Genomic DNA, 11,653 nt, shown 5'->3' with positions numbered 1-11,653 from the left:
ACGTCGTCGTTGTCAGCCAAAGCGCGTGGGGTGGAACCTCGGCCTGTTCTGGATCGGACAAGCAGACCCTGCACACGGCAAATACGGCCGATCAGGGCGACAATTACAACGCAATGGCGCGCGCCATCCGCAGCGGCGGCGCCATGGACGAGGACACGGCCTATGTCGAGGCGGTAGGCTCGTCACGGATGATGGCATCGCTCCAGTTCTTAGGTCTGCCGCTGCCGCAGGATCCGCTTGGCGGGACGCTCAGATATCAGACCGACCATGACGAGGTCGGCCGCGCCACCAGTTGCGGCCCGCGCACCTCGCGCCTGATGGTTAAGGTGTTGGCCGAGGAGGCGATCCGGCTCGGAGTGCCGTTTTACAACCAGACCACCGCGGTAAAGATCCTCACCGAGGGCGCTGGCGCTGACCGCCACGTCGTCGGCATTCTCGCTATGCGCGCTACCGACCGTACGGAGGAGAACCCGCTGGGCATCGCGCTGTTCGTCACCGGCGTGATCGTGCTCGCCGCCGGCGGCCCGGGCGAACTCTATCGCGACAGCGTATATCCCAACGGTTGCTTCGGCTCTCTCGGATTGGCGCTCGAGGCAGGCGTCGAACTCGTCAACCTGACCGAAAGCCAGTTTGGCATCGGAACACGCAGAGAAGGGTTCCCCTGGAACCTGTCCGGCACCTATGTCCAGGCGATCCCGCATATCTACTCGCTCGATTCAGACGGCGCTGAACGCCATTTCCTGGCAGAATACTATCGCAGCACGCAGGAGCTGGCGTCGAACGTCTTCCGCAAGGGCTATCAATGGCCATTTCACGCGACGCGCATGCTCGACTTCGGCTCAAGCCTGGTCGACCTTGCCATCTCCCGCGAAACCGCCGCAGGGCGGCGCGTCTTCATGGACTTCAATCGCAATCCCCTATCCGTGCCGGGCGACCTGCCGTTCAGCCTGGAAAGACTGGATGAAGACGTCCGCGACTATCTCGGCGAGGCCGGCGCCGACCAGGACATGCCGATCGATCGATTGAAGCATATGAACCCGCTCGCGATCGAACTCTATCGCCGCTACAAGATCGACATTGCCGAGGAGCCGCTGGAATTCGCCGTCAACAACCAGCACATGAACGGCGGCATCATGGTCGACACCTGGGGCCGCAGCAGTCTCGGCGGCTGTTACGCGGTCGGAGAGGCAGCGGGCACACACGGCGTGACGAGGCCGGGTGGAGCAGCGCTCAATGCCGGGCAGGTCTTCGGTACCCGCGCGGCAGAGCACATCAGCGCGACCTGCAGGGCAAAGCGGTACCCCACGGGGGACATAACCGGTACAGCAGAGGCAGGTATCGCCGACCTCCTTGCCGTCCTTCGGACCGAGAGCCCGCTCACCGTCAAATCGATCCGTTCGCAAGTGCAGGCACGAATGAGCGACAAGGCCGGCATCCTCTGCGATCAGGAAAGTGTCAGCGGTGCCCTGATTGAAGCACGCAAGCTGAATGCTGAAATTCGCGCTAACGGCGTCGCCCACGGTCGAGCAGCGGAGGCGGTTCGCGGCGTGCAATGGCGGCATATGGCGCTTGCTTCGGAAGCCGTGCTCAGCGCGCTTGATTTCTTCATTCGCAACGGCGGCGGCAGCCGTGGCGCGCGCGCGATATGCCATGCGGAGGGCGAATCTCTTCCGCTGGCGAACTCAGGGCCGTTACAGGACTATCGCTTCCGAAAGGAACGCCAAGCGCACCGGGAACAGCAGATTATCGTGCGGCTCGATGGCAATGAGATCACGCTTTCCACACGTCCGAACCGCAGCTTTGACGAGAGCGCCAGATCCTTCTTCGAGCGGGACTGGCCGGCCTGGTTGACCGGCCGCATCTACGACCGCGGCACGGATGGATAAGGCTCCGCATCGCCCTCGCGGCGTGTGTTGATCAATCGGGATTCGGCACCGGCGGCGGAACACGGATGCGTTCGGTCTCGTCAGAACCTTCGGCGACGGCTTCCTCGCTTTTGCGCACGTTCCGCGGCGGGTCCTTTCCTTCGACCGGCTTCGGCGACAACTGGTCGTCGGCCTGGATTTCGTCGGTGTTCAGGTAGTTCTTGCTTTCGCCCATAGCGGTTACTTCCGGTTGGAGAATTGCGGGGCAGGGATGCGGTCCTTCCGGTCGGCGCGGCCTGTTTCCGGATCGGCATCGATGACACCGTCGCCCGCCTCGCGGCTGCTGCCCATGCTGATTGGCGGCTTACGCTGGTCATCGACATTGGCCTCGGGCAATTCGTCGTCCTGAGTGTCCTCATTCAGTGACTTCGGCGGAAGCTTTGCGGAATTGGGGATGGAATTCGTAGGCATTGGACAATCTCCTTTACCAGCTAACTCCGACCGACATTGCAGGTTCCCTGGTTCCTCTGAGATCGACATCGCGGCTTACAGATCTGCTCCAGCTGCGGAAAAGTCGAGCTCGATCATGACGGGCGCGTGGTCGCTCGTATGCGCCCAGCTGCGGGGCTTTCTCCTGACGGTTGCCGATCGAAGCAACGGCGCGACTGCCGGACTGAGCAGGAAGTGGTCGATCCGAAGCCCTGCATCCCGTTCGAAGCTGTTCCGCCAGTATTTCCAGAAGGTGTAGATGTGCTCTCCCGGATGCAGATGTCTGACGGCATCGGTCCAGCCCTGAGCGACGAGATGAGCATAGGCTTTGCGCACTTCCGGCCTGAAGAGGGCGTCGTCCAGCCAGCGCTCAGGCTTGTAGACGTCGATCTCCGTCGGCATGACGTTGAAATCGCCGGCCAGAATCGAAGGTACATCGAGCTCCAGGAGTTCGGCGGCGTACTCCTGCAGACGGCGGAACCAGCGCAGCTTGTAATCGAACTTTGCGCCCGGAAACGGATTGCCGTTGGGAAGATACAGGCATCCGATCAGGATGCCGTCGACGGCAGCTTCGATATACCGGCTGTGAGTATCGTCAGGATCGCCAGGAAGACCGCGACGCGTCAGTATCGGTGTCTTGCCCTTCGCCAGGATGGCCACCCCGTTCCAGGATCTCTGTCCGTGCCAGATGGCGCCGTAGCCGGCCTGTTCGATCTCCTTTCGCGGAAACCTGGCATCGTCTGTCTTCAGTTCCTGGAGGCAGACCACATCAGGGACGTCCTCTTTGAGCCAGCGCAGCAGGATCTCCAGCCGCCCATTGATGCCGTTGACATTGTAGGTCGCGATTTTCATGAGCCCCCCGGAAGCCCGGGCGATGCCGGGCAACATCTAAAAGCGCTCCTGAGTTTCCTCCTCAGGAAGTCCGCGTCCGCAATCGGCCCAATCAAGGCGGCTTTCCACACCGTAGTGTCCCGCCGGGCTGATCTTCTCCGGGCTGTCGAGCGAGCCGACGGTCACCCGGATCAGTTCGTCGCCGTCGTACTGAAGATAGAGTGGTGTTCCGCACTTGCCGCAAAAGCCGCGCGTCGCGATCGGCGACGATCGGTACGAGGTGGGCGTACCGGCCGTCCAGGCAAGATCGTCGATCCTCGCCTGGACCAGGACCGCGAAAGGGCCTCCGGTCGCCTTCTTGCACATGTCGCAGTGGCAGTACCCCGAATGCGGCGGATCACCGGCGAATTCGTACCGGCAGGATCCGCAAAGACAGCCGCCAGTCCATCGCGCTACCATGGCTGGCTTCTCAACGCGTCGCGCCGAAGACGAAGGCGATGCCGGCGACGATCGCTGCGGCTGTTAGCGGCTGCCGGCGTATGCGATCCTCGAGCTCATGAACGAATGTGCGTGCTTCCGCCTTTGCCAGGCGAGCCGATCCGGACGCCAGTTCCGATGCGGACTCGGCCACGCGGCTTGCTTCTCTCTGAAGAGATCGCATTCCTTGGCGGTCGACATCGGAGGCTTCCGAGGAGCGGGCGGTGTCGCCGGTCGAGCGTAGAGCTTGATCGACATACGGATATTGCTCGTCAAGCCTGGTGGGATCCGGCTCCCGCTTGACACGCTCAGCCGCCTCGACATCGCTGCGGCCGGCCGGAATAGAAGTGTGAGTGGCAGACACGGGGTCGGACGCAGGAAAAGTATCCTCGATTGCTTTGTCGAGTTCGCCTTTTCGCGCCTGCTTCCGCTGCTCTGCCTGTTCTTTTCGCATGGACTGGACTGCGGGGGATTCGTTTGGATTTGCCATGGAAGTTTCCTCTGTTGCACCCTGAACAAACAAAGCGGCGAGAAGCGGAGAAGTTCCATGGAATGCTTCCGCGCTTAACAGCGTTGCACGAACAGCCCCTCGCAGAGGTGCGCTTGAGGTGCCACCATGCGACATTTTTCCGATGACAAGCATTACAATCGGCGAGCGGCGGACCAAAGTCTTGCCGCACCTACTACCTAGGTCGGTTGCATTCTTTACTCGGAACAGCGAAAAGTCTCATACGTCGTATTGCATGGGAAGCGGCAACGAACGGACGAACGAGGCTATGGCATGAGTATCCGGAAACGCGATTTTCTGAGATTGGGCGGCAGTGCGGCCGTCGCTCTCATCGCTGCTGCATCACCAGTCAGTTTGAATTTCGGCGGTTCCCTTCCTGTTCTGGCGGCGGACTTTGCGCAGGCAAAGGACGGCAACAACGGGAATGGCAACGGCAATGGTGGAGGGAATGGCAACGGCGGCGGTAATGGCAACGGGGGAGGGAATGGCAACGGTGGCGGCAGCGGCAATAGCGGTTCCGGGAACGGCAATGGTGGAAATTCCGCCGGTGGTGGAGGATCGTCTTCCTCTAGCACAGGATCGTCAGCAAGATCGGGCGCGAGAGCGACAGCAGCGTCCGATGGCTCCATCGACGTCCGCCATTCGAACGGCATCACTGAAACCCTGCAACGCGGTCGCTACGTTATGAAGGACTCGAAGGGCCGGACGATCATCAGTCGACAAGCAACGGCAAACGATGCCCGCCGGATGAGCCGCTTTCTTCGCTGACGCCTGATAGGCGGGTGATAATCCGTCTCAGCGCCGTTCGCGCCACTGTAGAGCCGCCTCGGTCCGGTTTGAGGCGCCGAGCTTGCTCAGGATTTGGGTCATATGGTGCTTCACAGTCTTTTCCTGCAGGTTGAGACGCAAGCCGATATGCTTGTTTGACAGGCCCTGTGCGACAAGATCCATCACCTCGCGTTCCCGTGGCGTCAGGCTGCTTTTGTCGGAGGTTCCGCCATTCAAGGAATTTTCCATGACCTTCGCCGACATGGTCGCCGAGATATATCGTGAGCCGCGCAGGACGGTTTGGATTGCTTCGGCGAGGCCACGTGAACCAACACCTTTCAGAACATAGCCCATTGCGCCCCGTTGCAGAGCTCCCAGTAAAGTGTCCACCTCCTCGGATACCGTCAACATCAGCACTTTCGTTGCGGGGCTCCGCGCCAGGACGTCACTGATCGCAGAAAGCCCGCCGCCGGGCATCGAGACATCGAGGAGCATGATGTCGGGGCGGTTGTCTGAAGCGATCATCGCCGCATCATCGCTGCTGGCTCCCTCGCCAACGACGATAAAGCCGCTGATTTCGGATAGGCTGCGCGTAACACCCTCGCGAAAAAGTGGATGATCATCCACGACGCCGATGGTGATTGATGTCATTCCTACTCTCCCACTTCCATTGGCTCGAAGATCATGGTCACCGTCGTTCCTCCTTCGCCCGTCTTGATGTCGAAGGAACCTCCCAGGCTGTCGACGCGCTCGCGCAACCCCACGAGACCAAGGCTCGTTGGCCTTACCTCGGTCGGATCGAAGCCGTCGCCGTGATCGCTGACCTCGACACGGACATGACCCTTGCGCGACACGGCTCTGACAGCCTGCTGAACGCCGCCGCCGTGGCGATAGGCGTTGTTCAAGGCTTCCTGAACGAAGCGATAGATACAGATCTTCACGGCGGGGGGAAGTTCCGGTCCATCCTCGTCGATAACAGTTTCGACAGGTGTTTCGGTCTTATGTTGATGCGCTTCGACGACCCGCGTGACAATCTCGGTGATCGAGGATTTTTCGATGTGTGGAAGCACCAGGCCTCTGCAGATATTGCGGATCTCCGTCATCGCTTCGGCAAGGCTCGAGCGTATCCAGGCAAGCTCCTTCTCACGCGCTTCGGGCTGGGTGGACGCATTGATCAACACGTCGCTGTCCAGGCGCAATGAGGCATAGGCGATGTGCTGGGCCGGACCGTCATGCAGATCGGCACCGATGCTGCGCAAGTATGTTTCGTTCAGCGCTGCCGCACGCTGCGAGGCGCGCTGCAGGCGCCGCTGAAGTCCGCGGTTTTCCGCCAGCAGCGCAGAGAGTTCGGTGACCCGGTCTTTGAGATCCTTGCGCTGCGCCTCGATCGTGCGGCTACCCCGGAACACCAGAACCGAGAGAACAAGGAAAAAGGTCGCCGTGAGGGCGGCGACGGCGCCCCAGCTCCGGAGCCTGGCACGCGCCAGACTATCGCCCAGTCCTTCCGCTGACTCGTAGAATTCAAGGACGGCGACCGCCTGTCCGGACCATGGCTGGAGCACCGGGTTATAGATCTCCATCAGCGGCTTGCCGAGCGCGCGCTCCCTGTCGCTTTCCGGATCGCTGGCGATTTCGTAGCGCGCGACGAGAGACCCTGCGAATGCCCTCTGCAGCTTGTCGCTGACGGCAAACGTCTTGCCCACCAGCTCCTTCTCGTTCGAATAGAGGATGGTGCCGTCGCTTCGCCACAGCTTGAACGAAACAAGGCGTTTGCCGAGTGCACCCTGACCGAGCGTCTCGTCCAGAGCCTGAGCACTCGCTTCATCAAGCAGTGATTCTGTTTGCATATCGGGAAGAAGCGGTGCGATCACGCTGTCCACATAAAGCGCCGTTGCCGCTCCCGAATTGTGGATGACGGTTTCCTCGATGAGGTGGCTCACGAAAAGACCCACCACGAACATGGCGGCAATCGAAATGAGCCCACCCGCGATGAAGAACTGGGAGGCGAGTGAGCGGGCATTCCAGCGGCGAAGCCAATTCATGTTGATACCGGTAAGAGACAGCCCGAATAACCTACCGCGTCTTCAGAGTTTTCCAAACAGCATCAGGGCAAATTCCTCGTGTCGAACACCTCGGCGCCTCTTATGCTCTGGGTCAACCCGACGGTATCGCCGGACATGACCGCGCCGAAGACGTAGAGAAGGGCAGCCAGAACGATAACAAGTGCGAAAACGGACGCGTTGCAGGCGTCATTCACTCGGGATCTAGGACTCTGGGGCATGTCGGATCTCCTTGGTCTCCTTCGAAACGGAGCGATACCGGTGCCCGTTCCACTCCAGGGACTTCGGTCGGACAGGGCTGGGACCAAGGTCTGGCGCCCATAGACATCAACGGACTCAGTCATATTTCACGATCGACAGACCAAGGTTTGGAGGCTTGTACGTGACGATTTCCGCAGATATCGAAGGCGGCATCAGCTCCGCATCTGCCGTTTTTCCCGCGCCGTTCGAGGAAGACGTTGCCGGCTTTTACGAGGCCTTTCTCGTGCCCATACTTTTCGAGCCTTATGCGTCGGAGATGGCGATCGTCGCCGAACGATTGAAACCGGGCAGCGTTCTCGAGGTTGCTGCGGGGACCGGCGCCTTGACACGCGCTTTGCGGGCGACACTCGATCATGCAACGGAACTCGTTGCCACCGACCTCAGCCAGGCGATGATAGACGTCGGCGCACCATCGCTGACGATGTCGCGGACTCACTGGATGAACGCCGACGCGCAAAATCTCCCCTTCGCGCCGTCGATGTTCGATCTCGTCGTCTGCCAGTTCGGGGTGATGTTCTTTGCAGATAAGCTGAAGGCCTATGGCGAGGCTGCAAGAGTGTTGCGGAGCGGCGGTCGTTTCCTGTTTGCGACCTGGGATTCGCTTTCTGCTAACGATTTCGCAAGATATGTGGACGAATGCCTGACAGGCCTTTTTCGGTCCGATCCGCCGGACTTTCTAAGTCGGCTGCCATACTCCTATTTCGACCCCCATACGATCAAGGCGCATATGTCTTCGGCAGGATTTGATTCGGTTTCCTGCGATCGGATCGAGTTGACCTCCGTCGCGGCCGCGCACGACGTCGCTGCAGCCTTCTGTCAAGGCACTCCGCTCAGGGGAGAGATCGAAAAGCGGGCGCCGGGGCGCATTCTGGAGATCGTCGACGAAGTGGCAGAGCAACTGGAATCGCGCCACGGAGTGCGTCCGTGCGGCGGCATGAGTGCGTTGGTCGTCGTCGGCCGTGTGTCATAATTCTCGTCAGCGTACGGCGGCAATCATGCGGTTCCTCCATATTGAATGTCCAGACGTTCCCCGCCGAGATATGACTGCTCACCGGGGTCAGCTTGTGCGTTGCGCGTAGGAAGGCTCGCGCATGGCTCGGATGACGTGCCGTTCTATCTCCGAGCAGGTCTCTTCATATTCCCGCACCAGGTTCGGATTGAACCGTTGCCGTCGAACTGCGTCGCGCGCCTCGACGGCCATCTGGTAGGCTTCGAAGAGCTCGAGCTGCCACGGGTCGCGGGTTTCCATGATCAGCTTGCGCAACTGCGGCAGGCGCATCGCCAGGCGCCTGCGTCCCGCCTCCTGACGGTTGGATCGTGCCATCTCCTTCAGTCTCCTCTATGCCCGCGACGACAGGGCCTTCGATCGGCAATTAGCGCCGGCGACCGATATTGAAATGGGTTTTAGGACCAAAGGCCAGGCCCCATCGGACTGAGGTCCGGGGCGTGGAACGACCCTGCCTCCAGCTAGTTGGTTTGCCAGCGGTCAAGAAGGCCGCCTCGAAACAGAAGGAGGAGAAAATGCTCTCCAAGCTTATCGTCGGTGCGGCCACTGCCGCGACCCTCATGTCGGGCGTCGCATTCGCCCAGTCCTCGACCGTTAATGGTGCGGCGGGTGGTGCGGTTACCGGTGCGATCGTCGGTGGCCCAGTCGGTGCTGCTGTCGGTGGCGTTGCCGGCGCCGTTGTTGGCACGGCGATCGATCCGCCGCCGCAAAAGGTCGTCACCTATGTCCGCGAGGCTCCAGCACCATCGGCGCGCGTGGTCGTGAAGGAGAAGATTGTCGTCGGCCAGCCCCTGCCGGAGACGGTCGTCGTGACGCCTATTCCGGATGACCCGACCTATGCTTATGCGGTCGTCAATGATGAACGTGTCATCGTCGAACCGTCGTCCCGCAAGGTGATCCAGGTCATCAAGTGACCTGATGCGACGCAGCCACTGCCGCGTCATTGCTCCGGAAATCATCTTAAAACCTGAGAACCGCCGCACGACAGACGGAAGCGCCGTCGTGCGGCCAAAAAGCAGAGAGATTGTTATGAAGACCAAGACACTCGCAGTGCTGATGACGGCACTCTCGATCGGCGTTTCGCCGGTCGGTACCATGGCCGCCGCCGCGCAGGATGCACCGATCCTTCCCAAGAAGGGTGCTGCCGAAAACAACCAGTCCAGCGGTGGTGCGACCCAGCAACCGGATGCGGGGGGCGCCGCCTCCTCGGGTGGCGCAGGCGCATCGAGTAGCCAGGATGCGCAGCAGCAACCTTCCGGCTCCGACGGAAACTCGTCGGGGGCGTCGACCGGAACCTCCACGGATGGCTCCTCGGGTCAGACGACAACTCAGCCCGGTGCCAAGACGCAGTCCGGAAGCTCGAGCGAAACCGGTGCCGCAGGCACGGACACCTCCGGCGGAAGCCCGGATGCTTCGAAGTCGTCCAAGTCGGGGCAGTCCTCGACGGAAAGCCAAAAGCCTGCCGGCAGCCAGGACACCGGCACATCGACCGGCTCCGGCGAGAGCCAGAAATCCGGCGACGCGAAGTCTTCCAGCGGCTCGACTGAGACCCAGTCGGACAGCAAGACCAACAACACATCCGTCGACAGCAACACTCAGAACACCACGAAGACCGAGACGAACAACACGACCAATGTGAACATCTCCGTCGAGCAACAGACGGAAATCCGCCAGGTAGTGAAGGAAGTTCAGGTCGAGCCGGTGCGGGAGGTGGACTTCACGGTCTCGGTCGGCACGACCATTCCGAAGAAGATCAGGCTCGAGCCGCTGCCGCCGCGGATCGTGGAGATCGTACCGCAGTACAAGGCCTACCGCTTCTTCCTCCTCGCGGACGGCCGGATCGTCATCGTCGATCCCTCTGCATTCACGATCGTCTACATCATCTCGGCATAACGGCCGGTGCCCGGCGGCGACCGTCGCCGCCGGGGCCGAGGAGAGGGAACATGATCTATTCCGAAGAGAAATCCGCAGGTCTGGCCGTCCCGCTGATCGCCATCCTGCTGGCGATCGCCGGCATTGTCGCCGTGCTTGTCGCCATCGGCGGCCGACATGATAGCACCGCCGCCCGCGTCTGGGTCCCGCAGGCTCAACAACAGGGGTCAGGACAATGAAAGCCATCGCATCCGTCGTCTTTGGAATCTTGAGCTCGGTCGGGGCCTGCATGGCTGCCGCATCTGTCGCATCCTACGTCGTCGCGGACTCAGAACCTCATGCCTTCAAAGACCTGACGTCGCGCGATCTGTGGACGACGACACCGGTGAAAGTCGATATCCGGCAGCAGCAATACGAGCGAATTCCGCCTCTCTACTCCAGCTACGTCACCGAGGCGCCTGCTATCACGACGTCAAGTGTGAAGCCGGTTCCCGATCGCCCGTCAACAGCCGAACTCCGGACACCGCAGCCAAAGCTTTCTGCCGAGCACCTTGCTTGGTGCGCGCAACGCTACCGTTCCTTCGACCCTGCGACCAATAGCTACAGATCCTATAGCGGCGGGATCCGCGAGTGCTCTTCGCCGTTCCAGAAGATCGTCGCCGAAGCCGATGAGGGCGTCACCACCAAGGTGAATGCACAGGCGGCGGCTCGGTGCGCTGCTCGCTACAAGTCGTATCGTCCGGAGGACAATACTTATCAACCATGGGAAGGACCAAGGCGCAGCTGCGACACTTCAGATCTCGTCGCAACGAGCGATTGATCGATCGGCTGTGGCGGCGAAGAGAGTACTGAACCGCACCGATACGGTCACTCAGACCAAAGTCCATGTTCCAAACGCTGTGGTTGTGATAACGGGTTGCATTCGAACGTCGGAGATCGGGGATGGCGACGACGCTGATAATGGAAATCCAGCAGGCGCAGATAAGGCTTCCGTTCTTGAGCAGGGCGGACCGTGGCGCTCTTATCGTTCGCATCCTGCGCGAGCTGAAGACGCATAGGCAGCAGGTCCTCGGCCATGTCCCGGCCGAGCGCTGCGTTTGGATCGACACGCTGATTGAGTCCGTGTCCTCGACGATATCGGAAATCGCCGCCATGCAGGACGCCGAGTTCAATCGAGTCTTGAGCGAATTCGAAAAGCTTATGGCGACGCTCGATGGAATTTCGCATGCGGAGAAGCGGTCAAAGATAATTCACTGAGTGGGTCACCGAGAGGCGGCCAATTTAGCGCCCCAAGAAAGCGATCCCTGCGCGTCAGCGTTCCCTACTCAAAGGGCGCCCAAGAAAAGGAAGATGGCTATCATGCTCGATGGCGCAGGGCGTCGACGAGTGCCACGAAAGCCGGAGAGGACTGCCTTCTGCTGGGATAGTAGAGATGGTAGCCATCCCAGTGTGGCGAAAAGGCTTCCAGCACGCGTCTCAGGCGGCCTTCCGCGATATGAGGTAGCGCGACGTCTTC

The 11,653-nt window shown here is 60.8% G+C and carries 17 protein-coding genes and 1 pseudogene; 8 read left to right on the top strand and 10 right to left on the bottom strand.

The annotated features are described in order from the left end of the window. A partial coding sequence (locus tag FY112_RS05190) for an FAD-binding protein (RefSeq protein WP_151517886.1) occupies nt 1-1,886 on the top strand: 1,886 nt, incomplete at its 5' end. Nucleotides 1,887-1,917: 31 nt separating this feature from the next. Here FY112_RS05190 and FY112_RS05185 read toward each other — a convergent pair. The 5 genes from FY112_RS05185 to FY112_RS05165 all read right to left on the bottom strand — a co-directional run bounded on the left by FY112_RS05185 (nt 1,918) and on the right by FY112_RS05165 (nt 4,152). After that, nucleotides 1,918-2,100 (bottom strand): hypothetical protein, encoded by a 183-nt coding sequence (locus FY112_RS05185; RefSeq protein ID WP_131640303.1) that lies wholly within the window; start codon nt 2,098-2,100, stop codon nt 1,918-1,920. Between the two features lie 5 nt (nt 2,101-2,105). Further along, a complete protein-coding gene (locus FY112_RS05180; RefSeq protein ID WP_151517885.1) occupies nt 2,106-2,336 on the bottom strand; it encodes a hypothetical protein in 231 nt (76 codons plus the stop codon). Nucleotides 2,337-2,411: 75 nt separating this feature from the next. Then, entirely contained in the window at nt 2,412-3,206 is a 795-nt protein-coding gene (gene xth / locus FY112_RS05175; protein ID WP_151517884.1) for an exodeoxyribonuclease III, read from the bottom strand. 36 nt (nt 3,207-3,242) lie between these two features. Further along, nucleotides 3,243-3,644 (bottom strand): GFA family protein, encoded by a 402-nt coding sequence (locus tag FY112_RS05170; RefSeq protein WP_151517883.1) that lies wholly within the window; start codon nt 3,642-3,644, stop codon nt 3,243-3,245. Nucleotides 3,645-3,654: 10 nt separating this feature from the next. Further along, on the bottom strand, nt 3,655-4,152 hold the full coding sequence (locus FY112_RS05165) for a hypothetical protein (protein WP_017960072.1): 498 nt from the start codon (nt 4,150-4,152) through the stop codon (nt 3,655-3,657). Between the two features lie 291 nt (nt 4,153-4,443). Here FY112_RS05165 and FY112_RS05160 point away from each other — a divergent pair, with 291 nt between their 5' ends. Further along, nucleotides 4,444-4,938, top strand: coding sequence for a hypothetical protein (locus FY112_RS05160; protein WP_017960073.1), 495 nt, complete (start codon nt 4,444-4,446; stop codon nt 4,936-4,938). A 27-nt stretch (nt 4,939-4,965) separates the two neighbouring features. Here FY112_RS05160 and FY112_RS05155 read toward each other — a convergent pair whose 3' ends face one another. The 3 genes from FY112_RS05155 to FY112_RS36620 all read right to left on the bottom strand — a co-directional run bounded on the left by FY112_RS05155 (nt 4,966) and on the right by FY112_RS36620 (nt 7,219). Next, complete coding sequence (locus FY112_RS05155) at nt 4,966-5,589, bottom strand: response regulator transcription factor (protein ID WP_094086217.1); 624 nt, start codon at nt 5,587-5,589, stop codon at nt 4,966-4,968. Between the two features lie 2 nt (nt 5,590-5,591). Next, nucleotides 5,592-6,980: a sensor histidine kinase gene (locus tag FY112_RS05150; RefSeq protein WP_151517882.1), complete on the bottom strand. Its 1,389-nt coding sequence runs from the start codon at nt 6,978-6,980 to the stop codon at nt 5,592-5,594. Between the two features lie 62 nt (nt 6,981-7,042). Beyond that, a complete protein-coding gene (locus FY112_RS36620; protein WP_017960076.1) occupies nt 7,043-7,219 on the bottom strand; it encodes a hypothetical protein in 177 nt (58 codons plus the stop codon). A gap of 161 nt (nt 7,220-7,380) precedes the next feature. On the opposite strand from FY112_RS36620, the gene FY112_RS05145 reads away from it, so the two are divergent. Beyond that, nucleotides 7,381-8,229 carry a methyltransferase domain-containing protein gene (locus tag FY112_RS05145; RefSeq protein WP_131629483.1) on the top strand — a complete coding sequence of 283 codons (849 nt, stop codon included), beginning with the start codon at nt 7,381-7,383 and terminating at the stop codon, nt 8,227-8,229. An 87-nt stretch (nt 8,230-8,316) separates the two neighbouring features. On the opposite strand, the gene FY112_RS05140 is transcribed toward FY112_RS05145, so the two are convergent. Then, nucleotides 8,317-8,583: a hypothetical protein gene (locus tag FY112_RS05140; protein WP_017960078.1), complete on the bottom strand. Its 267-nt coding sequence runs from the start codon at nt 8,581-8,583 to the stop codon at nt 8,317-8,319. Between the two features lie 197 nt (nt 8,584-8,780). On the opposite strand from FY112_RS05140, the gene FY112_RS05135 reads away from it, so the two are divergent. The 5 genes from FY112_RS05135 (at nt 8,781) to FY112_RS05120 (ending at nt 11,394) form a co-directional block, all read left to right on the top strand. Continuing rightward, on the top strand, nt 8,781-9,179 hold the full coding sequence (locus tag FY112_RS05135) for a DUF1236 domain-containing protein (protein ID WP_026158641.1): 399 nt from the start codon (nt 8,781-8,783) through the stop codon (nt 9,177-9,179). 115 nt (nt 9,180-9,294) lie between these two features. Then, nucleotides 9,295-10,158, top strand: a complete 864-nt coding sequence (locus tag FY112_RS05130) for a DUF1236 domain-containing protein (RefSeq protein ID WP_151517881.1) — start codon at nt 9,295-9,297, stop codon at nt 10,156-10,158. 50 nt (nt 10,159-10,208) lie between these two features. Beyond that, the gene (locus tag FY112_RS36615; protein WP_017960081.1) at nt 10,209-10,376 is read left to right on the top strand and encodes a hypothetical protein; all 168 of its coding nucleotides are present in this window, start codon (nt 10,209-10,211) and stop codon (nt 10,374-10,376) included. Continuing rightward, nucleotides 10,373-10,957: a BA14K family protein gene (locus FY112_RS05125; RefSeq protein WP_151517880.1), complete on the top strand. Its 585-nt coding sequence runs from the start codon at nt 10,373-10,375 to the stop codon at nt 10,955-10,957. Before FY112_RS36615 ends, FY112_RS05125 begins: the two co-directional genes overlap by 4 nt. A 122-nt stretch (nt 10,958-11,079) precedes the next feature. Then, nucleotides 11,080-11,394 carry a hypothetical protein gene (locus FY112_RS05120; RefSeq protein WP_094086212.1) on the top strand — a complete coding sequence of 105 codons (315 nt, stop codon included), beginning with the start codon at nt 11,080-11,082 and terminating at the stop codon, nt 11,392-11,394. A 100-nt stretch (nt 11,395-11,494) separates the two neighbouring features. Here FY112_RS05120 and FY112_RS37430 read toward each other — a convergent pair. After that, nucleotides 11,495-11,653 (bottom strand): annotated as a pseudogene (locus tag FY112_RS37430) (LysR family transcriptional regulator); the annotation flags it as partial.

It is taken from the genome of Rhizobium sp. PEPV16 (genome assembly GCF_008919455.1).
Lineage (GTDB): Bacteria > Pseudomonadota > Alphaproteobacteria > Rhizobiales > Rhizobiaceae > Rhizobium > Rhizobium leguminosarum_Q.
This window is presented reverse-complemented; position numbering and strand designations above follow the sequence as displayed.